Source organism: Pedobacter sp. R-06 (genome assembly GCF_049913135.1).
GTDB lineage: Bacteria > Bacteroidota > Bacteroidia > Sphingobacteriales > Sphingobacteriaceae > Pedobacter.
Map to the genome: position 1 here is coordinate 6,662,512 of NZ_CP183977.1, position 19,608 is coordinate 6,682,119.

22 protein-coding genes are annotated in these 19,608 nt (G+C 37.9%); 18 read left to right on the top strand and 4 right to left on the bottom strand.

All coding sequences use genetic code 11. The annotated features are described in order from the left end of the window. Nucleotides 1-82 precede the first annotated feature (82 nt). On the top strand, nt 83-496 hold the full coding sequence (locus ACN9MR_RS27330) for a hypothetical protein (protein WP_426327576.1): 414 nt from the start codon (nt 83-85) through the stop codon (nt 494-496). Nucleotides 497-628: 132 nt separating this feature from the next. Here ACN9MR_RS27330 and ACN9MR_RS27335 read toward each other — a convergent pair whose 3' ends face one another. Then, entirely contained in the window at nt 629-1,333 is a 705-nt protein-coding gene (locus tag ACN9MR_RS27335) for a head GIN domain-containing protein (protein ID WP_426327577.1), read from the bottom strand. 192 nt (nt 1,334-1,525) lie between these two features. On the opposite strand from ACN9MR_RS27335, the gene ACN9MR_RS27340 reads away from it, so the two are divergent. From ACN9MR_RS27340 to ACN9MR_RS27385, 10 genes are all read left to right on the top strand, one after another. Then, nucleotides 1,526-2,032: a phosphoribosyltransferase family protein gene (locus ACN9MR_RS27340; protein WP_426327578.1), complete on the top strand. Its 507-nt coding sequence runs from the start codon at nt 1,526-1,528 to the stop codon at nt 2,030-2,032. 112 nt (nt 2,033-2,144) lie between these two features. Next, nucleotides 2,145-2,768 carry a 1-acyl-sn-glycerol-3-phosphate acyltransferase gene (locus tag ACN9MR_RS27345; protein WP_426327579.1) on the top strand — a complete coding sequence of 208 codons (624 nt, stop codon included), beginning with the start codon at nt 2,145-2,147 and terminating at the stop codon, nt 2,766-2,768. Then, nucleotides 2,765-3,862, top strand: coding sequence for a glycosyltransferase (locus ACN9MR_RS27350; protein ID WP_426327580.1), 1,098 nt, complete (start codon nt 2,765-2,767; stop codon nt 3,860-3,862). The genes ACN9MR_RS27345 and ACN9MR_RS27350 overlap by 4 nt, the downstream gene beginning before the upstream one ends. Next, entirely contained in the window at nt 3,832-4,506 is a 675-nt protein-coding gene (locus ACN9MR_RS27355) for a carotenoid biosynthesis protein (protein WP_426327581.1), read from the top strand. The genes ACN9MR_RS27350 and ACN9MR_RS27355 overlap by 31 nt, the downstream gene beginning before the upstream one ends. Before the next feature lie 32 nt (nt 4,507-4,538). Beyond that, complete coding sequence (locus ACN9MR_RS27360; protein WP_426327582.1) at nt 4,539-4,745, top strand: DUF2683 family protein; 207 nt, start codon at nt 4,539-4,541, stop codon at nt 4,743-4,745. Next, complete coding sequence (locus tag ACN9MR_RS27365) at nt 4,727-5,008, top strand: Txe/YoeB family addiction module toxin (protein WP_426327583.1); 282 nt, start codon at nt 4,727-4,729, stop codon at nt 5,006-5,008. The genes ACN9MR_RS27360 and ACN9MR_RS27365 overlap by 19 nt, the downstream gene beginning before the upstream one ends. Nucleotides 5,009-5,025: 17 nt before the next feature. Next, a complete protein-coding gene (locus tag ACN9MR_RS27370; RefSeq protein ID WP_426327584.1) occupies nt 5,026-5,877 on the top strand; it encodes a 4-hydroxy-3-methylbut-2-enyl diphosphate reductase in 852 nt (283 codons plus the stop codon). A gap of 148 nt (nt 5,878-6,025) precedes the next feature. Beyond that, the gene (locus ACN9MR_RS27375) at nt 6,026-6,700 is read left to right on the top strand and encodes a fatty acid desaturase (RefSeq protein ID WP_426327585.1); all 675 of its coding nucleotides are present in this window, start codon (nt 6,026-6,028) and stop codon (nt 6,698-6,700) included. 498 nt (nt 6,701-7,198) lie between these two features. Beyond that, nucleotides 7,199-8,209 carry a ferrochelatase gene (gene hemH / locus ACN9MR_RS27380; RefSeq protein ID WP_426327586.1) on the top strand — a complete coding sequence of 337 codons (1,011 nt, stop codon included), beginning with the start codon at nt 7,199-7,201 and terminating at the stop codon, nt 8,207-8,209. A gap of 7 nt (nt 8,210-8,216) precedes the next feature. After that, nucleotides 8,217-8,723 (top strand): gluconokinase, encoded by a 507-nt coding sequence (locus ACN9MR_RS27385; protein ID WP_426327587.1) that lies wholly within the window; start codon nt 8,217-8,219, stop codon nt 8,721-8,723. Here ACN9MR_RS27385 and ACN9MR_RS27390 read toward each other — a convergent pair. After that, nucleotides 8,701-9,960, bottom strand: coding sequence for a 3-deoxy-D-manno-octulosonic acid transferase (locus ACN9MR_RS27390; RefSeq protein ID WP_426327588.1), 1,260 nt, complete (start codon nt 9,958-9,960; stop codon nt 8,701-8,703). The genes ACN9MR_RS27385 and ACN9MR_RS27390 overlap by 23 nt on opposite strands. Nucleotides 9,961-10,134: 174 nt before the next feature. On the opposite strand from ACN9MR_RS27390, the gene ACN9MR_RS27395 reads away from it, so the two are divergent. The 5 genes from ACN9MR_RS27395 to ACN9MR_RS27415 are packed head-to-tail and all read left to right on the top strand — an operon-like array spanning nt 10,135 to nt 14,773. Beyond that, on the top strand, nt 10,135-11,445 hold the full coding sequence (locus ACN9MR_RS27395; RefSeq protein ID WP_426327589.1) for a UDP-glucose dehydrogenase family protein: 1,311 nt from the start codon (nt 10,135-10,137) through the stop codon (nt 11,443-11,445). 1 nt (nt 11,446) lies between these two features. Continuing rightward, nucleotides 11,447-12,436 carry a UDP-glucuronic acid decarboxylase family protein gene (locus ACN9MR_RS27400; protein WP_057931119.1) on the top strand — a complete coding sequence of 330 codons (990 nt, stop codon included), beginning with the start codon at nt 11,447-11,449 and terminating at the stop codon, nt 12,434-12,436. Between the two features lies 1 nt (nt 12,437). Then, on the top strand, nt 12,438-13,460 hold the full coding sequence (gene galE, locus ACN9MR_RS27405) for a UDP-glucose 4-epimerase GalE (protein WP_426327590.1): 1,023 nt from the start codon (nt 12,438-12,440) through the stop codon (nt 13,458-13,460). Next, entirely contained in the window at nt 13,461-14,018 is a 558-nt protein-coding gene (locus tag ACN9MR_RS27410; protein WP_029275640.1) for a hypothetical protein, read from the top strand. It begins immediately after the preceding gene. A gap of 17 nt (nt 14,019-14,035) precedes the next feature. Beyond that, entirely contained in the window at nt 14,036-14,773 is a 738-nt protein-coding gene (locus tag ACN9MR_RS27415) for a tyrosine-protein phosphatase (protein WP_426327591.1), read from the top strand. 317 nt (nt 14,774-15,090) lie between these two features. Here ACN9MR_RS27415 and ACN9MR_RS27420 read toward each other — a convergent pair whose 3' ends face one another. Then, nucleotides 15,091-16,320, bottom strand: a complete 1,230-nt coding sequence (locus tag ACN9MR_RS27420; protein WP_426327592.1) for an ABC transporter permease — start codon at nt 16,318-16,320, stop codon at nt 15,091-15,093. A gap of 102 nt (nt 16,321-16,422) precedes the next feature. Then, the gene (locus tag ACN9MR_RS27425; protein WP_057931114.1) at nt 16,423-16,776 is read right to left on the bottom strand and encodes a HesB/IscA family protein; all 354 of its coding nucleotides are present in this window, start codon (nt 16,774-16,776) and stop codon (nt 16,423-16,425) included. A 92-nt stretch (nt 16,777-16,868) separates the two neighbouring features. On the opposite strand from ACN9MR_RS27425, the gene ACN9MR_RS27430 reads away from it, so the two are divergent. Together ACN9MR_RS27430 and ACN9MR_RS27435 are read left to right on the top strand one after the other, a co-directional pair. Further along, entirely contained in the window at nt 16,869-17,399 is a 531-nt protein-coding gene (locus tag ACN9MR_RS27430; RefSeq protein WP_426327593.1) for a hypothetical protein, read from the top strand. Between the two features lie 109 nt (nt 17,400-17,508). Further along, nucleotides 17,509-19,056 (top strand): acyl-CoA mutase large subunit family protein, encoded by a 1,548-nt coding sequence (locus ACN9MR_RS27435; RefSeq protein ID WP_426327594.1) that lies wholly within the window; start codon nt 17,509-17,511, stop codon nt 19,054-19,056. The last annotated feature ends 552 nt before the right edge of the window (nt 19,057-19,608 follow it).

Below are 19,608 nucleotides of genomic sequence, written 5' to 3' on the forward strand. Positions count from 1 at the left end.
AAAAGGTTTAAGGCTATAGCCTTAAAATCAAATGTTGTCATATTAAACCCTACACCTTAAACCATAAACCTTTTACCTTGAAATGGATAGAGAAGAATTATTAGGCGCAACGCCCGAAGAGAACGGAACACCACAAAAAAAGCAGGAAAGTCCGCTGGTAAGTTTAGAAAAAGACCTGGAGTTCTATGCTGATGCGATTAAAGAAGTTGCAATCGAGATTATGGTTGAAGGCATCTCTGCCTACCCAATTTTTATTGCACATCAGCATGAGGTGAACATTGGCGAACTTATCTTAAACAAAGAAGAACTTAACACCGATTGGACAATACAAGCTTCTACTTTAGAAGAGTTTGTACAAAAAGGAATCATCAGCAAGGAGAAAAAAGAGCCGTTCTTAAAGGTGTATAAAAAACCAGAGGATTTTATGTGCGTATTCGTAATTGTTCCGGAAGGTGCCAACTTTATTTACTACCCGTACAAAAAAAGTAGAGGATAAAAAGGCTGAAGGTTTCTTGCTTAGCCTTTAATGATCAGAATCTGTGTAATCTATTAATCTGTGCAGTCACAGAATAAAAAACGCCGCTTTGTATCCACAAAGCAGCGCATTATTATTAACTAAACTAAACTTTTAATTTACGTGGTGTACATCTCCACTTTTTGAGCTTGATGTTTTCTTAAGTGAAGCATTTCCCTTATAACTTACATCGCCACCACCACTTGCGCTGGCCTCTAAGCCTTTATTTACATAAAGATTTACATCAGAACCACCAGATGCCTGCACTTTTGCATAATCTGTAATTAATTCATAAGCGTCGATATCACTACCTCCACTAGATTGAATGGTCATATTTTCTGCTTTGCCTTTTAAATCGAGATCGCTGCCACCACTTGATTGAATGGATAGATCGTTGCATACAACCGTCAATTTTAAATCTGACCCACCAGACGAGCGAATAGCAAGTTTATCTGTTTTGATCTGATTTTGTGTAAAAACATCTGATCCTCCCGATGCTGCTATTGCACTTAGGCTTTTAAAACTTACATAAGCTTTAATGGAACGGTTTTTAAATAGGCCGCTCCAATTGATGCCATCTTTAAACTTTATGGTCACATTGCTGCCACTCTGCTCTACAACAATATCTTTTAATGTCTCCGAATCCGACTTTATACTCACACTTTCGCTGCCACCTTGGGTGAGGTACAGATCGATACCGCTACTTACTCCAATACTATTGAAGTTTTTAACCGTGAAACTTTTAGTTTCCTGCGCTTTAGCCATATAGCTGGTTACTACAATAAATAAAATGGCGGATGATTTGATAAGGGTTTTCATAGTCGTTTTTTCGTTAAATGATTCTGAAGCGATCATTACTCAGCATTTAGGCAACGATGGCTTCGATTTTGTGTTTTGGTTATAGATTAGACGCATCTCTGATGAAAACGTTGCAAACAATCGAAATTATTTTTCAAATAGTTTGAATTTCAGCCTTAAAATCGTTCTTTTTGTATTCAATCCTTTTATACAATGGCATCGCAATTACTTATTCTCAACAAGAAACAAATTCAGCAGAAAATAGATCGTATCGCTTATCAGATTTTAGAGGATAACCTGAACGAGAAAGAAGTGGTGCTTGCAGGTATTTGGGACCGTGGTTACAAATTAGCGTTAAGGTTAGAAAAAGTGCTTAAAAAAATTTCTGCCTTTAAGATCACCTTATTGCGTATCGACCTGCAAAAGGAAAGCAGTAAACTGGTTGCTTCAACAGATCTGGATGAAAGCCATTGGAAAAACAAGGTGATCATTATTGTTGATGACGTATTGAACAGTGGTAAAACGCTTGCTTATGGTTTAGGTGTTTTCTTAAATACCCCACATAAAAAAATCCGCACCGTAGTTTTGGTTGATCGAAGCCATAAAATTTTCCCTATTGCCACCGATTTTGTTGGTCTTGAACTGGCTACCATCTTAAAAGAGCATGTAGATGTAGTAATGGATGTGGAAGGTGAAGAAGATCGGGTATATTTGAGTTAAAATAATAGAGATAATAGCACATTACAAATGTGGACCTCGCTAATCCTCGTTACAAACGAGGACTATAACCACTAAATTTGCAATTCACCCCAATTTTTTGCAATTTCCCAAAATGTATCAGCCCAGAAAAAATAATTTGATCTTTAGCTTTTTCTCCTGGTACATCCAGTTTATCATCAAAAAAGATTTTTCGGCTTTTAACTATGGCGAGGTGGAAATTAAACAAGATACTGCCATATTGATTTTGGCCAATCATTTTAGCTGGTGGGATGGTTTTTTCCTCTTTTACATCAATAAAAAAGTATTTAAGAAGCAATTCCACGTTTTAGTAAATGCCGAAAACTATACTAAAGTTGGTTTTCTAAAGTATCTTGGTGCTTTTGCTGCCGAAAATAAAGGTAAAGATGTTTTGGAAACGCTTAATTATGCAGGCCAACTGTTAGATAATCCTGCAAACTTAGTACTTGTATTCCCCCAGGGTAAATTATATTCGAACCATCTAAAAAATATCAGTTTCGAAAAAGGAGTGATGCAGATGATTAATGCCAGTCAAAAAAAAATCAATATTATTTTTGCCGCCACCTTTATCGATTATTTTGCAAAAAGAAAGCCCTCTGCTTATACTTATTTACAGCACTGGGAGAATGAAGAATATGTAAGTTTACAATTACTAAAAAGCGCTTATAATAAACATTACGATCAATCGGTTATTAAACAAACTCAGCTAATTGAATGACAATTTTTATTTACGCCGTTTTAATTTTCCTGGTCATCAGGTTTTCGGTTACTGTTTTCAATTTTCTTTCTAACCCGAAGTTGCCTAGAGTGGTTAAACACTATCATGATAAGGTTTCAATCCTAATTCCCGCGAGGAATGAAGCAGCAGATATTTTAGAATTACTCGTTTCTATAAAAAATCAGGATTACAGTAATTATGAGGTTATTGTTTTAGATGATAACAGCGATGATAATACATTCGGGCTAGTCGAAAATTTTTGCCTTACAAATCCGCAATTTAAAGTGGTAAGCGGTAAAGAGTTACCTCAAAATTGGCTTGGGAAAAATTATGCCTGCCACCAGCTTAGTGAATTGGCTACAGGGAAATATCTTTTGTTTATCGACGCAGACGAATCAGTAAAAAGAGGATTGATCAATAGCCTGATCAACCGGATGGAAATCGGAGGTCTGGCTTTGTTAAGTGTTTTTACCAACCAAACTATAAAATCGATAGGCGAGTGGTTAACGGTGCCCTTAATGCATTTTATACTGCTAAATTTATTGCCTTTGCGATTGGTTAAACTTTCGAAAAACCCGGCATTTGCAGCGGCAAGCGGACAATGTATGTTTTTTAATGCCAATAATTACAAAGAAAACCGTTGGCACGAGCGGGTTAAACACCAGGTTGTAGAAGATGTGGAGATTATGAAATTGGTAAAACAGGAAAAATTTAATGCCGAGGCCCTTTTGGCCAACGGACTGATCTATTGCAGGATGTACAAGAATTTAGGCGAAAGCTTAAACGGTTTTAGTAAAAATTTACTGGCAGGTTTTGGTAATAACATCATAATATTATTACTTTACCAGCTTTTGGTAACTGTAGGGCCTGTAATTTTAATCTTAAACTTTAATGTTGCTTTACTTGTATTACCATTAACTTTAATAGTACTAAGTAGAATGATGATCTCTTATTTATCCGGACAAAATGTTTTGATAAACCTGATTTTACATCCCTTACAGATGTTGTTCTTCTTAATAATTTCATTTATTTCTATAAAAAAACATATTTTTAAAACGAGCACATGGAAGGGCAGAACGATCAAAACGATTTAAAAGTTAAAAGGATTGCGTTAGCACTAATTATCGTTTTTCATGTGGTGGGCTTGATTGGTTTCTTAATCCCAGCTGCTCAGCCTTATTTTATCAAACTGGTACCCTTTCATTTGTTGCTGATGTTTGCCGTAATTGTTTTTTCGTACAATGGTGATGTGAAACGCTTATTGTTACTGGTTTCGGGTGTGTTTCTCTGTGGCTTTTTAGTGGAAGTATTAGGCGTGCATACCGGAAAAATATTTGGTAGTTATTATTACGGCGATACCTTGGGGTATAAAGTTGCTGCAGTTCCATTACTAATGGGGGTAAATTGGGTGATCCTTATTTTCAGTGTTGGGCAAATGATGAAAAGTATGAAAATAAGGCATAGTATTTTGGCTTCGGTTCTTGGTGCTTTTACACTGATAGGGTTCGATTTCTTTTTGGAACCAGTAGCCATGAAATTTAATTACTGGCAGTGGGACTGGCATGAAATCCCTGTTCAGAATTATGTAGCCTGGTTTATTGTTTCGGTAATATTGTTAAAGTTTTACTATGCTTTGGGCTTAAAACAACAAAAATATATTGGGGCTACTATGTTTGCTTCGCAGCTAATCTTTTTTGTTGTCTTATACATGACAACTGGAACAAATATTTTTGCTTAATTTTGTGATACTATTTTAATTAATTTTATAGCATGGAAACACTAATCGTACAGCCTAAAAATAAAAAGCAACTTTTGGCAGTTGAGGCTGTGTTACAGGCTTTGAATGTAACTTTTAAAAAAGAAAAAAGCTATAGCCCTGAATTTATAAATGAAATAGCTAAAGGGGAAGATGATGTGAAAAATGGACGTTTAACAAGGGTTAAGGATGTTCAAAATATATGGAAAAGTATTTTGTAGACATTACGGATCAAGCTAAAAGACAATTGGCTGAAATACATAAATCAGGAGATAAAGCTTCCATTAAAAAACTCCAGCAAATTTTTATAGAGTTAAGCATTCATCCGGCATCCGGTATAGGTAAACCTGAAAAATTAAAATTTGGATTTTCAGGCTATTGGTCAAGACAAATAAATAAAAAAGATAGGTTAGTCTATAGAATCGATGAAGAGATTATTACTGTATTTGTAATTTCTGCAAAGGGACATTACCACGATAAATAACTAATCCTAAGAAAAAAATGAGCAATTTAAACTTACAGGTCAACATCGATAAATCATCAGGCTTTTGTTTTGGCGTAGTATATGCCATAGAAATGGCCGAAGATATTCTGGATAATGAAGGCTATTTATATTGCCTTGGTGATATTGTACATAACGATGAAGAAGTGGAACGTTTAACCAATCGCGGATTAAAAATCATCGATCACGAAGTATTAAAAAACTTAAGGGACGAAAAGGTTTTGATCAGGGCACATGGTGAGGCGCCGTCGACTTATCAACTGGCTCTAGAAAATAACCTGACTTTAATAGATGCTTCATGTCCTGTTGTGCTGAAATTGCAAAACAGGATCAAAAACTCTCATGACGATGATGAGCAAGTACTTATTTTTGGTAAACATGGCCATGCTGAAGTAATCGGACTACAAGGACAAACCGATGGTAAGGCAATCGTTTTTCAGGATTTGGCTGAGCTAGACAATGTAGAATTACCAGCTAAATTTACTTTATACAGTCAAACTACCAAAAGCACCGATAAATTCTATCACATTAAAGACGAATTGTTGAGCCGTGGTTATGAAGTTAAGGCTAACGATACCATTTGCAGGCAGGTATCTAACCGTTACGAAGAATTGGAAGATTTTGTAAGTCATTACGATAAAATCGTTTTCGTATCGGGCAAGAAATCATCTAACGGGAAAGTGCTGTACGATGTTTGTAAAAAACATAATGATAATTCTTATTTCATTTCGAATGTTGAAGAGTTAGATCAAGCCTGGTTTAACGAAAACGATAAAGTTGGCATCTGCGGTGCTACATCTACACCAATGTGGCTAATGGAAAAGGTTAAAGCTGCTTTGGAAAAATACTAGGTTTTTCTGATGAGTCGTCACCCTGAATTTAGTTCAGGGGCTATACATCGAGTAAAGATGCTGACCACGTAGTAGCTACAAGGCAATTGAAAATAATATTTCTACTTGTAAAACAAGTTCAGCATGACGAAATAAATTAAAAGAAGCATTGAAAACTATAAATCCATATATCGGAATTCTGGTTGCGTTAACCGTAATTGCCTGTTGGTTTGTTTCTCTTTATTTCTTGCTTACATGGAATTTTACCTGGAGCAATCCTTTGGTTTATCTGATGATTGTTGTTCAGATGCATTTATACACAGGCCTGTTTATCACCGCCCACGATGCTATGCACGGAACGATATCGCCGAACCCAAAAGCAAATAATTTTATTGGCTATCTTTCCGTTTTTCTCTACGCAGGTTTTTTTTATAACCGTTTGTATGCGAAACATCATCAGCACCACCGTCATGTACATACCGAAAACGATCCGGATTTTGCACCACATGGCTTTTGGAAATGGTATTTCCGTTTCATGCTGAATTATGTCACGGTAATCCAATTGGTGATTATGGCCATAGCTTATAATGTTTTTAAAATTTGGGTCGATGAAAGGAACCTGCTGTTGTTTTGGGTACTGCCATCCTTATTAAGCACTTTTCAATTATTTTATTTCGGGACCTATTTGCCACACAAAGGGGAGCACAATAATGAATATCATTCTTCTACCTTACAGAAAAATCATTTTATTGCTTTCATTACCTGCTACTTTTTTGGCTATCATTTAGAACATCACCAAAAACCAGGCATGCCCTGGTGGCAGCTGCATAAAATGAAGCGATAGTGGTGGTCGTGGTGTTGGATGTTACCATCCGACACTAATTTTCAAATAATATTTTACTTGTTCGAACTGTCAGATGGCAACATCTGACAGTACATTGATGCGATTTAAAGTTCAATTTTAATAATTGCTCATGATTTTGCACTACTTATGGCGGGAAGTTTTCACTATGTATTCACACACTATTCCTCAATATCCGTGGTGTTGGATGTTACCATCCGACACTGACTAATTTCCATATAATTTTTATTTGATTTAACTATCAGATGGCAACATCTGACAGCACATTGATGCGAATTAAAGTTCAATTTTAATAATTGCTTATGATTTGAACTACTTATGACCGGAAGCTTTCACTATGGATTCACACGCTATTCCTCAATAGCCTTTGGAAGTATGAAATAACACTTCTTTGACTAAAAAATGTTTGCAATCACATTTTAAGCATAGGGAAAAACAATAAAAAGGCGATATTTACGCCACGAAACATATTCTTTATAGATGAGCAAAAAGGGAATTTTACTGGTAAATTTAGGAACACCTGATAGTCCGGCGACGGCAGATGTTAGAAAATACTTAGATCAATTTTTAATGGACGAGCGGGTAATCGATATCCCGAAATTGAAAAGGACATTATTGGTTAAAGGTATTATTGTTCCTTTCCGTAGCCCTAAAACAGCAAAATTATATAAAGAAATCTGGAATGAAAATGGTTCACCGCTATTGTATTACAGTAGGTTACAGGCTAAAATGCTTCAGGAAAGATTGGGCGGCGATTATCATGTAGAACTTGCCATGCGTTACCAAAGCCCATCAATCGAATCGGCATTGGCAAACTTAAAGGCAGGCTTAGTAGAAAGTATACAGGTCATCCCAATGTTTCCTCAATATGCTTCTGCCAGTACCGGCTCAGTAATGCAACTGGTAATGGAACTGGTGAGCAAATGGCCAACGGTTCCGCCAATTTCGTTTATTAATTCATTCCATGATAACGAGTTGATGATTAAAGTTTTTGCAGAAAATGCCAAAAAACATCATGTAGAAAGTTATGATCACGTCTTGTTCAGCTTCCATGGCTTACCTGAGCGTCAATTGTTAAAATGCGATCATACTGGAAGTTACTGTTTAAAAAGTGCCGATTGCTGCCAGACATTAAACGATACCAATAAATTCTGTTATTCTGCCCAAGGACATGATACCGCCAGATTAATTGCAAAAGAATTAAATCTCTCAAAAGATCAATATACCGTTTGTTTCCAATCGCGTTTAGGGAAAGAGCCATGGGTGCAACCCTATACTACCGATGTGTTGAAGAAATTGGCTGGTGAAGGCAAAAAACGTCTTTTGGTTTTTAGTCCTGCTTTTGTGGCCGATTGCTTGGAAACGCTTTACGAAATCACTGTAGAGTACCACGAAGAGTTTAAGGCTTTAGGTGGCGAACATGTTCAGCTGGTAGAAAGTTTAAATGATAGTCCTATATTTATCGAGGCTTTGGCCGGGATGGTTAAATAGTTTAAATATGGCGAGCTTTATTATTTTAATGGGCGTTTCGGGAAGTGGTAAAACTGTAGTTGGTAAAGCTTTAGCTCCGAGAATAAATGCTGAATTTATAGATGGCGATAACCTGCATTCGCAACGTAATGTAGATAAAATGGCCGCCGGAATTCCGTTAACAGATGCTGATCGTTTAGATTGGCTTCAATTGATTGCAAAAGTTGGTCGCGAACATGTTGCCCATGGTACAAGCTGCATTATTGCTTGCTCTGCACTTAAAAAATCTTACCGTGATCTGTTGAGAATTGATAATGCATCAATCCACTTTGTCTATTTAAAAGGAAATTTCGATTTAATCCACGATCGGATTGTTAAACGTTCTCATCAATATATGCCGAGCAGCTTATTGAAAAGCCAGTTTGAAACATTGGAAGAGCCTCAGGCTGATGAACGAGATGTGATAACGGTTTCGATTGATCAGGGTATTCCCGAAATTGTGGAAGAAATTGCTAAGGCTGATCTGATTTCGTAATCATCGAAATAATCTGATCTGTCGCCCCTTTTTTATCCCCAACATATCGTTTGGCCTGCTCCGCAGCATCTTTGTTTTCTGCAAAACCCTCAAAAGCACCAATCAATTCTGCAGTAGTAGAAATGCTTTTGGCTGCACCAATGGCGATTAGGTCTTTCGCTTCCTGAAATTTATCGTATTTCGGGCCGAAAATTACAGGTAAGCCAAACGCAGCAGCTTCTAAAGTGTTGTGTATTCCCGTTCCGAAACCGCCACCAATATAGGCTACATTTCCATATTGATAGAGAGAAGAAAGCATGCCTATGTTGTCTACGATGAGGGTTTGGTGTTCGGCGTTTGGCGCTTGATTAGACGAACTAAAAATTGAAAACCGCATACTGCCAACTGGAAACTGCTTCTCGATACTTTCGATATGGCTTTCGTGGATTTCGTGTGGTGCAATAATAAACTTCCAGCTGGAATATTTTTCAGGTAAAGCCAATAATATTTTTTCATCTTCAGGCCAGGTACTTCCACAAACCAATGTAGGGGCGTTGCCAATAAAGCTTTCGATCAGGTTAAGCTGCTTGGGCGATTGCGCATTTTCGTAAACACGGTCGAAACGGGTATCGCCATTTATGGTGACATTATTTAACCCGATCGATTTTAAAAGATCCTCACTTTCTTTATTTTGCACAAAAAAGTAAGTAACAGATTTTAAAATATTGCGGTAAAAGCCACCGTACCATTTAAAAAATGCCTGACTTTCTCTGAAAATCCCTGAAATCACATATAAAGGAATGCCCTGATCTTTTAATTCCTTAAAATAGAAATGCCAAAATTCGTATTTGGTAAAAATGGCCATTTCGGGATTAATGCTTGCGATAAAACGTTTGGCATTGGCTGCGGTATCAATGGGGAGATAAAATACATCGGCCAGGGCATAATTTTTTCTGATTTCGTATCCTGAAGGGGAGAAAAAAGTAACTACGATTTTTTTAGCCGGATAAAGCGATTTTAGTTTTTCTAAAACTGGTCGGCCCTGTTCAAATTCTCCCAAAGAAGCAAAATGAAACCATATGTGTTTTTCGCTCGGATTAATTTTCTGGGCAATTTGTGTATAGACGTTTTTACGGCCATTTATAAACAGTTTAGCCTTAGGATTGAATAATGAAAATATCCTGATAAGCAAAGTGTAAAGCCGAATTCCGATTATGTAAAGCAAAAGCATTAGTGTAATTTCATATCTTCGTGCCAAGATAAAACGAATATATTTAAAAAGCTTAAAAATATATGGAGTCATCGCAATTTGGCCTATCATTCAATACAATAAATAGACAGATTATGATTGCTCCATTGCAGCTAAAATAACCGAGCTTGCGAGCTCATTAAAACCGATGAAAAACAATTTAATTGTTTAATAAATTAACAGATGAAGATAGCCGTTATTGGTACCGGATACGTAGGTTTAGTTACCGGAACCTGTTTAGCAGAAACAGGAAATGATGTAATATGTGTTGACATTAATGAAGCGAAGGTAAAAAAAATGCAGGCTGGCGAGGTGCCGATTTACGAGCCTGGTTTAGATCTTTTGTTCCATAGAAATATAGAACAAGAAAGGTTAACTTTTACCACAAACCTTGCAGATGCTGTAAAAGATGCGCAGATTATTTTTATGGCTTTGCCAACGCCTCCAGGTGGAGATGGTGCTGCTGATCTTTCTTATATTTTAGGCGCTGCAAAGGATATTTCAAAACTGATTACCGAGTATAAGGTCATCGTAAATAAATCAACTGTTCCGGTTGGAACGGCCGATAAGGTAAAGGCTGTTTTTGCCGAAAATACTTCGATTGAAGTAGATGTGGTATCCAATCCCGAGTTTTTAAGGGAAGGTGTAGCGGTTGACGATTTTATGAAACCAGATCGCGTAGTTTTAGGAACTAAAAGCGAAAGGGCGAAAAAGCTGATGACTGAACTATATGGCCCTTACGTACGCCAGGGGAACCCAATTCTTTTTATGGATGAGCGTTCTTCTGAATTGACTAAATACGCGGCAAACTCTTTCCTTGCTACCAAAATCACTTTCATGAACGAGGTTGCCAACCTTTGCGAACTGGTAGGTGCTGATGTTGATTCGGTAAGAAGGGGCATAGGCTCTGATGACCGTATCGGTAAACGTTTCCTTTTTCCAGGGGTAGGTTACGGCGGTTCGTGTTTTCCGAAAGATGTTCAGGCACTGGTAAAATCATCTGATGATTATGCTTACGATTTTCAGATCCTGAAATCGGTAATGGAGGTTAATGAAAGACAAAAAACAATTCTGGTTGATAAGGTGCTTAAATATTACAAAAGCGACATCAAGGGCAAGCACTTTGCGCTTTGGGGATTGGCTTTTAAACCAGAAACCGACGATATCCGTGAGGCACCGGCCTTGTATATTATCGATGCATTGGTTAAGAACGGCGCAACCGTTACCGTATTCGATCCAGAGGCGATGACAAATGTTAAAAACGTTATCGGCGATCAGGTAAACTATGCTAAAAACCAATACGAAGCTTTAGAAGGTGCTGACGCACTGTTGATTGCAACAGAATGGTCGGTTTTCCGTAACCCTGATTTTGACAAAATCGACAACATCTTAAAAAATAAAGTGGTTTTCGACGGTCGAAATTTGTACGATTTGCAAAAAATGATCGATCTTGGCTATTATTATAACAGCATAGGTAGAAAACTAATAGATTAAAATGGGTCAAAAGAGAATATTGATTACAGGTGCCGCCGGATTTTTAGGCTCTCACCTTTGTGATCGTTTTGTGAAAGAGGGCTATCATGTTATCGGGATGGATAACCTGATTACGGGCGATATGGCAAATATCGAACATCTGTTCAAACTGGAGAATTTTGAGTTTTATAACCATGATGTTTCCAAATTTGTACATATTCCGGGCAAACTTCATTACATTTTACACTTTGCTTCACCTGCAAGTCCGATCGATTATCTTAAAATTCCGATCCAGACACTTAAAGTAGGTTCGTTGGGTACCCATAATCTTTTAGGTCTTGCCAGAAATAAAAATGCAAGGATGCTGATTGCTTCAACTTCTGAAGTATATGGCGATCCAAATGTAAATCCTCAGCCAGAGGAATATTGGGGCAATGTAAATCCGGTTGGCCCGCGTGGCGTTTACGATGAGGCCAAACGTTTTCAGGAAGCCATCACCATGGCCTACCATACTTTTCATGGGGTAGAAACGAGGATCGTGAGGATTTTTAATACTTATGGGCCTAGAATGCGCCTGAATGATGGCCGTGTTTTACCTGCTTTTATCGGACAGGCTTTAAGAGGCGAAGATTTAACTATCTTTGGTGACGGAAGTCAGACACGTTCTTTCTGTTATGTTGATGACCTGATTGAAGGGATTTACCGTTTGTTGATGAGCGATTATGCACAGCCGGTGAACATTGGTAATCCGGATGAAATTACCATCAAGCAGTTCTGTGAGGAAATTATCAAACTTACGGGCACCACTCAGAAAATTGTTTATAAAGAACTTCCGCAGGATGATCCTAAACAGCGCAGGCCGGATATTACCAAAGCAAGAGCGATATTGGGATGGGAGCCAAAAGTAGGCCGTGCTGAAGGATTGAAAATTACATACGAATATTTTAAATCATTGCCTGCAGAGGCTTTGGAAAAGATAGATCATAAAGATTTTACCACATTTAACCGTTAAAATGGCAAAAATATTAGTTACTGGTGGAACAGGATACATAGGTTCGCACACAGCAGTAGAGTTACACAACGCAGGATACGAAGTCGTAATTGTAGATAACCTTTCTAACTCGAACATCAAAATTTTAACCCAGCTTCATGCTATCACCGGCAAATGGTTCGATTTTCATGAAATGGATTTACAGGATGATAGAGCAGTTCAGGAATTTGCAGAAAACAATACTGATATTGATGGCATTATCCATTTTGCAGCATCAAAAGCTGTTGGCGAATCGGTAGAACAACCCTTAAAGTATTATAAAAACAATTTTTACGGTTTAATTAACCTATTAACTTCGTTTAACAGGAAGATTAATTTTGTGTTTTCTTCATCTTGTACCGTTTATGGTCAGCCAGAAACTTTACCGGTAACCGAAGCTGCACCAGTACAGAAAGCCGAATCGCCTTACGGAAATACCAAACAGATTGCCGAAGAAATATTGGCAGAAACTGCTGCAGTAACTCCTAGCTTAAATGTTATTGCTTTGCGTTATTTCAACCCTGTTGGAGCGCACGAAACCGCTTTGATCGGCGAATTGCCAAATGGTGTTCCTGCCAACCTGGTTCCGTTCATCACTCAATCGGCTATTGGCAAACGTGGTCCGATTACGGTTTATGGCGACGATTACGATACTCCTGATGGTTCTGCCATCCGCGATTACATCCATGTGGTTGATCTGGCAAAAGCGCACGTTGCAGCGATTAAGAAACTTGAAGAAGGAAATCCTAACGGTAATTACGATGTTTTCAATATCGGAACCGGTAAAGGCTCTTCGGTTTTAGAAATTATTGCAGCTTTCGAAAAAGTGAACGGAGAAAAACTTGAGTATAAAATCGGTCCAAGAAGAGCAGGTGATATTGTTCAGATTTATGGCGACGTTCAAAAATCGAATAAAGAGTTGGGCTGGAAAGCCAATCTTGATATCAATGAGATGATGCGCTCTGCATGGGAATGGGAAAAATACATCAAGGCTAACCCTTTTTAAATGAAGTTATCGGAGCATAAAGATCTAAAAACTGCTATAACAGAATTGCCTGTCAAAGAAAAAGACAAGTTATTGCTGCGTTTGGTAGCCAAAGATAAAGTGCTTACAGAGCATCTTCATTACAAATTGTTAGAAGATGAAACCGATTTGGAAGATCGGAAGGAAAGGATTAAAGCCGACGTGGAAGAACAGGTACTGGAACTGAAAAAACTAAATGCCAAAGAGGCATTGGTAAAGGTTCGGAAGATGATCACCTCCGTTAATCATTTTTATAAAGTGACTAAAGATCCGGTTGGTGAAGTAGAATTGAAGCTGTTTATCCTCAATGCCATCCCTTTCGATTATAAGAAATCAATTTTTGGTTACCGCGATTTTATGATGCTTTTTAGTATATTTTACTTAAAAACTGTCGCGGTAACCATAAATAAATTCAAAAAACTGCACGAAGACCTGCAGTTTGATTTAAGTGAAGACTTAAATAATTTGCTCGATAAAATCTATTCCTCTAAATTAGCTGGTGCAGCAGAGGCAAGCAATTTGCCAAAAGAGATAAGTTAAAGCTATGATCTACCATTATGTTCGGATTATTTAAAAAGAAAAAAATAGCACCCGAATTTAATTTCTCCGGTATCGGCACAGATATGCACTCGCACATTATTCCTGGGATTGATGATGGTGCACAAACACTTAAAGATTCTTTCCTTCTGGCCAAAAAATTTAAGGATTTGGGTTATAAGAAGATAATTGCCACGCCACACATCATGGCCGATTATTTTCGGAATACGCCCGATACCATCAACCGTGGCCTGGATACATTGCGAAAAGGCTTGCAAGAAATCGAGCTGGATCTGGAAGTTGATGCAGCTGCCGAATATTACCTGGATGAAACTCTTGAAAAGAAGATCAGGCAAAAGGAGGTGTTAACTTTTGGGAACAATTACCTCTTGTTCGAACTATCTTACATCAATGCGCCTCAGAACCTGATCGATTTTATAAAGATGATGCAGGATGCCGGATACCAACCTGTGTTGGCGCACCCTGAGCGTTACCCTTACTACTACAATTCTTTCGAAAGCTATCATCAGATTAGAGAAACCGGCTGCCTGTTGCAAATGAACGGTATTGCTTTAACAGGTTATTATGGTGCTGGTGCAAAAAAAATAGCCGGAGAAATGGTCGAAAACCACATGGTCGATTTTGTTGGAAGCGATATGCACCATTTAAAACATGCCGCGGCACTTGAAGATAGCCTTAGCTCACCATTAATGCAACAATTACTTACCCAATCGCAATTGAATAACGCACTGCTTTAGGTTCATTGGTTCATTAGTCATTCGTTCATTGGTTTTTGCTCGTAGCCAATTACAAGCTTCGTCATCCTGAACTTGTTTTACAAGTATAAATATTATTTTCAATTGCCTTTGTAGCTACTACCTGGTCAGGATCTACAAGCGGAGTAAATCCAGTATGGACTAACTGCTAACTTTTTTAGGTAACCGATTCAAACAATGATCAATTAAGCCCTTTAAGCTATCAACCATGAACCAACACACCATCAACCAAATGAACAATTAACTCCTTAGACCATTGAAACTAATGAACCATTGACCAATGAAATAGTGAACCAACTCTATTCATACCTCAATGCCTCTACAGGATCTAGCTTTGATGCTTTTTTAGCAGGGTAATATCCAGATAGGATTCCTACAAATACACATAATACAAAACCACCAATAATAAATAGCCAAGGGATTAAGAATGCACCACCCATAGCGAGGGAGATCAGGTTTCCTAAAACTATTCCCAGAAAAATACCCAGGGCCCCACCCATTAAACAGATTACCACAGCCTCGATCAAGAATTGGCGGCGAATTACTTTTGGGTTTGCGCCAATAGCTTTACGGATGCCAATTTCGCGTGTACGTTCAGTAACCGAAACCAGCATAATATTCATTAAACCGATTGAAGCTCCAATCAGGGTTATAATTCCAATGGCAACACCACCAATAGCCACAAAGGCCAGATTTTCAAATAAAGTTTGAGCAATGGCATCACTCTTGGTGATCTCGAAATTATTGGTTTCGTTCACCTTTACCTTGCGGATATTTCTGAATAGCGCAGTAGATTCGCCAATAATGTTTTCCTGCATCTCATTGCTGGGTACCATTACCGTTATGGTGTAAGATGGATTGGCATTAGCATTAATCTGTTTGGCTTTTAGCAAAGGCACATAGACAGCCCTATCACCGCTAAAGCCCATACTCGATCCTTTTTTCTCTAATATGCCAACAATTTTAAAGCGGTTATTACCTACGTTGATCAGTTTGTCCAGAGGGTCGGAGTCTTTAAATAATTTTTCAACTACTTCACCTCCAACAATACAAACGTTGCTTCCGAGTTGTATTTCAGAGACACTAAAATTTCTTCCTTGTGATAAATTTAATCCCTGAGAGGCTAAACCGTTTTCATCTATACCCTGAACATTAATATTTGGATTGGTTTTTAAACTCCCGTATTTAACGGTAGAACCACCGCTGGCAAACACACTTACGGCAACAGTTGCAGGTGTATTCAGGCTATCTTTAAATTTAACGGCATCTTCGTAGCGGATAGCTTTAAAAGGTTTTGGGCGTTTGCCATTTCCAATTCTAATCCCCGTACCACGGTTTCTGATGGTAAAAGAGTTGGCCCCCATACTACTAAAAGCATCAGTCATACTTTTCTTTACAGCATCCAGAGTGGTTAAAATCCCAACCAAAGCCATTAAACCAATGGCAATAATTAAGGCGGTAAGCATAGTACGCAAGCGGTTCGCTTTAATAGATTCTAATGCCAGTCTGATGTTTTCTCTGTAATTCATTTAGTATTGCGATAAGCGTTTGGCGGGCAAAGCTTGTAAAAATAAAAAAAGTCCCGATGTTTAGACAAGGGGACTGCACTATATGTTACAATAATATTTTATTTATGCCGAGAAACTCGTGCCACAACCGCAGGTACTGGTTGCGTTAGGATTAACGAAGGTAAAACCACGTGAATTTAAACCATCCTGCCAATCGATCATCATGCCCATTAAGTACATTTGGTGCGCTTTGTTCATGAAAACCTTAATACCATCTATAAAAAATTCCTGATCGCCATCTTTTTTCTGATCAAAACCTAAAACGTAATTCATGCCAGCACAGCCGCCACCTTCTACGCCAACACGTAATCCATAATCTTCACTGATCTCCTGCTGATCCTTTAATTTATATAACTCTTTAGCTGCTCCTTCCGAAAAAGTAACTGGTGCAAATGCTGTATCAACTGTTGTGCTCATGTTATTTAAATTTTATCTGTTACAAATATAAATAATAATGCACATTTTTGCTTTTAACGGTCCGTTAATATTACCGTAATTAAACAATACTTATGAATACCCAACAAATTTTAGTTGATATAGTGATCTTATTTGCAGGCATTTTCATGGCACTAATGGCTGTTTATTATATTTTAAAGAACGATATCCAGCGTTTCTTTAACTTAAAAACCATCGAGTTGAACAAAGAAAGCCGGGCACATATTTTGCCTTTGCGCTTACTGGCGCACGAGCGTCTAATCATATTTATCGATCGTATTAACCCTGCAAATCTGCTTGTTCGCCTGCACCAGCAAGGAATTGCCATTGCTACGCTGCAGGCTGGTGTTTTAAATGAAATCCGTTCAGAGTACCAACATAATATTACCCAACAGTTGTATGTAGATAGCGTAACCTGGAGTGTGGTCCGTAAATTAAAAGACGATACTATCGCCATGATTAATAATGCAGTACAAGGTTTACCTGCTGATGCAAATGGAATTGAGTTGAGTAAAGCAATTTTACAGCACATGGCGGGTATTGATGAAAATCCTTACGATTTAACCATCGAGTTGATTAAAAAGGACATTCATAAGCTGTTTTAAGGAAGGTTAACTGGTTAATTGTTAGATTGATAGACGGAACATGCACAATTAACCAATTAACCAGTTTCAACAATTACCCAACTTAGCTGGACTAATGAACTAACCAATTATGAGCGAAAAAAAGCACACCACCACTTCAGGTATTGAAATAAAAGCACTATATACCGAGGCGAAGCCAATGGAAGAGCTGCCTGGAGAATTTCCTTTTACCAGGGGAATCCAGAAGGATATGTACCGCGGTCGCTTGTGGACGATGCGGCAGTATGCCGGTTTTTCAACCGCTGAGGAATCAAATAAGCGTTATCATTATTTATTGGCTCAGGGAACAACTGGCCTATCTGTTGCTTTTGATCTTCCAACACAGATCGGTTACGATTCTGATCATGAAATGGCTGATGGAGAGGTAGGTAAGGTGGGGGTAGCTATCGATTCGTTAAAGGATATTGAAATTTTATTTGATGGTATTGAGCTAAAAGACATCACGACCTCTATGACCATTAATGCAACAGCTTCAATTTTACTGGCGATGTATATTGCACTGGCTAAAAAACAAGGTGCAGATTTAAAACAGATTTCGGGGACGATACAAAATGATATCTTAAAAGAATATGCTGCAAGAGGCACGTATATCTATCCGCCAAAGCAATCCATGCGGTTAATTACCGATATTTTTGAGTTCTGTAGCAAGGAAGTGCCGAAGTGGAATACCATTTCTATATCTGGCTACCACATTCGTGAAGCCGGATCTACCGCTGTGCAAGAACTTGCTTTTACATTGGCTAATGGTAAGACCTACTTAAAAGCCGCTTTAGATAAAGGTTTGGATATTAATGTGTTTGCGAAACGGTTATCGTTCTTCTTCAATTGCCACAATAATTTCTTCGAAGAAATAGCTAAATTCAGGGCTGCAAGGCGGATGTGGGCAAAAATTACCAAAGATTTGGGGGCCACAGACGAAAAAGCGCAGATGTTAAGGTTTCATACCCAAACCGGAGGCTCGACCTTAACGGCTCAACAACCATTAAACAATGTAATCAGGGTAAGCAATCAGGCTATGGCTGCAGTTCTTGGCGGAACCCAATCCTTACATACCAATGGTTATGATGAAGCACTTTCGCTTCCAACCGAATCGGCTGCAAAAATTGCTTTACGTACCCAGCAGATCATTGCCTTCGAGAGCGGCGTTACCGACACCGTAGATCCATTGGCTGGATCGTTCTTTGTAGAAAGCTTAACCGATGAAGTAGAGGTTGCTGCCTGGGCTTATATCGAAAGGATAGATGCAATGGGCGGCTCGGTTAATGCCATCGAAAGCAACTATATGCAAAATGAGATTGCTGATGCAGCTTACCAATATCAAAAAGAAATTGAAAATGGCGAAAGGATCTCGGTAGGTGTAAATAAGTTTACGCAGGAGGAAGAAGGCTTAACAGAGGGTTTTATTATTGATGATTCAATCCGTAAACTGCAAACTGAAAAACTGGAAGATTTAAAAACAAGCCGCGATAACGACGCTGTAGAAAAAGCATTGCAAAGATTACATGAGGTGGCTAAAGGTGAAGACAACCTGATGCCATTGATTATAGATGCGGTTGAAAAGTATGCTACTCTTGGTGAAATTGCAGATGTGTTCAGGAGGAATTTTGGCGTTTACTAAAGGAGTTTAAGCACCTTGATTCTGTGTTTATTCCAGATTAAAATTAAACGTGTTTTGCTTTTAATGAAACGATGATAAAATGAACAGATACTTCGTTCATTGATCTTAAAATAATGGGCTAGAGTGTCGTAAAATTCATACAAAAACAAAGCATAATGAAATAATGAGAAATCAATTTAAGCGATCGACTTAATTAAATATTAATTTATTTATCTTATGGCTTTGATTTTCAGTTTATTCGAGATTAAAAAAGACTAAAACGCTTAACTAGTACCTAAAATGGCTTAGATTTTGCTTTTTCAACCGCAATTCGAAGTGATGAGGGTATATTGATGTTAAATAATGGTTAATGTGGATAACCAGTGTTAATAAATAGTTATCAACATAAAAAATTGAGGTTAAGCGGGCTACTATATTCCTTATCAGTATGTTACGATTTATTTGAAATTTTTGTTTAAAATGTTGATAATTTTCTCAATATTCGTAGTCCCTAAACGGACCATCCCTTTAATTCGAATAGGCACTGTAAACCAATAAATTATAGAAATCGCA

What these genes read in the sequence shown, in the direction of transcription:
- ACN9MR_RS27330 (WP_426327576.1), top strand. Translation starts at nt 83, where the DNA reads ATGGATAGAGAAGAATTATTAGGCGCAACGCCCGAAGAGAACGGAACA.
- ACN9MR_RS27335 (WP_426327577.1), bottom strand. Translation starts at nt 1,333, where the DNA reads ATGAAAACCCTTATCAAATCATCCGCCATTTTATTTATTGTAGTAACC.
- ACN9MR_RS27340 (WP_426327578.1), top strand. Translation starts at nt 1,526, where the DNA reads ATGGCATCGCAATTACTTATTCTCAACAAGAAACAAATTCAGCAGAAA.
- ACN9MR_RS27345 (WP_426327579.1), top strand. Translation starts at nt 2,145, where the DNA reads ATGTATCAGCCCAGAAAAAATAATTTGATCTTTAGCTTTTTCTCCTGG.
- ACN9MR_RS27350 (WP_426327580.1), top strand. Translation starts at nt 2,765, where the DNA reads ATGACAATTTTTATTTACGCCGTTTTAATTTTCCTGGTCATCAGGTTT.
- ACN9MR_RS27355 (WP_426327581.1), top strand. Translation starts at nt 3,832, where the DNA reads ATGGAAGGGCAGAACGATCAAAACGATTTAAAAGTTAAAAGGATTGCG.
- ACN9MR_RS27360 (WP_426327582.1), top strand. Translation starts at nt 4,539, where the DNA reads ATGGAAACACTAATCGTACAGCCTAAAAATAAAAAGCAACTTTTGGCA.
- ACN9MR_RS27365 (WP_426327583.1), top strand. Translation starts at nt 4,727, where the DNA reads ATGGAAAAGTATTTTGTAGACATTACGGATCAAGCTAAAAGACAATTG.
- ACN9MR_RS27370 (WP_426327584.1), top strand. Translation starts at nt 5,026, where the DNA reads ATGAGCAATTTAAACTTACAGGTCAACATCGATAAATCATCAGGCTTT.
- hemH (WP_426327586.1), top strand. Translation starts at nt 7,199, where the DNA reads ATGAGCAAAAAGGGAATTTTACTGGTAAATTTAGGAACACCTGATAGT.
- ACN9MR_RS27385 (WP_426327587.1), top strand. Translation starts at nt 8,217, where the DNA reads ATGGCGAGCTTTATTATTTTAATGGGCGTTTCGGGAAGTGGTAAAACT.
- ACN9MR_RS27395 (WP_426327589.1), top strand. Translation starts at nt 10,135, where the DNA reads ATGAAGATAGCCGTTATTGGTACCGGATACGTAGGTTTAGTTACCGGA.
- ACN9MR_RS27400 (WP_057931119.1), top strand. Translation starts at nt 11,447, where the DNA reads ATGGGTCAAAAGAGAATATTGATTACAGGTGCCGCCGGATTTTTAGGC.
- galE (WP_426327590.1), top strand. Translation starts at nt 12,438, where the DNA reads ATGGCAAAAATATTAGTTACTGGTGGAACAGGATACATAGGTTCGCAC.
- ACN9MR_RS27410 (WP_029275640.1), top strand. Translation starts at nt 13,461, where the DNA reads ATGAAGTTATCGGAGCATAAAGATCTAAAAACTGCTATAACAGAATTG.
- ACN9MR_RS27415 (WP_426327591.1), top strand. Translation starts at nt 14,036, where the DNA reads ATGTTCGGATTATTTAAAAAGAAAAAAATAGCACCCGAATTTAATTTC.
- ACN9MR_RS27420 (WP_426327592.1), bottom strand. Translation starts at nt 16,320, where the DNA reads ATGAATTACAGAGAAAACATCAGACTGGCATTAGAATCTATTAAAGCG.
- ACN9MR_RS27425 (WP_057931114.1), bottom strand. Translation starts at nt 16,776, where the DNA reads ATGAGCACAACAGTTGATACAGCATTTGCACCAGTTACTTTTTCGGAA.
- ACN9MR_RS27430 (WP_426327593.1), top strand. Translation starts at nt 16,869, where the DNA reads ATGAATACCCAACAAATTTTAGTTGATATAGTGATCTTATTTGCAGGC.
- ACN9MR_RS27435 (WP_426327594.1), top strand. Translation starts at nt 17,509, where the DNA reads ATGAGCGAAAAAAAGCACACCACCACTTCAGGTATTGAAATAAAAGCA.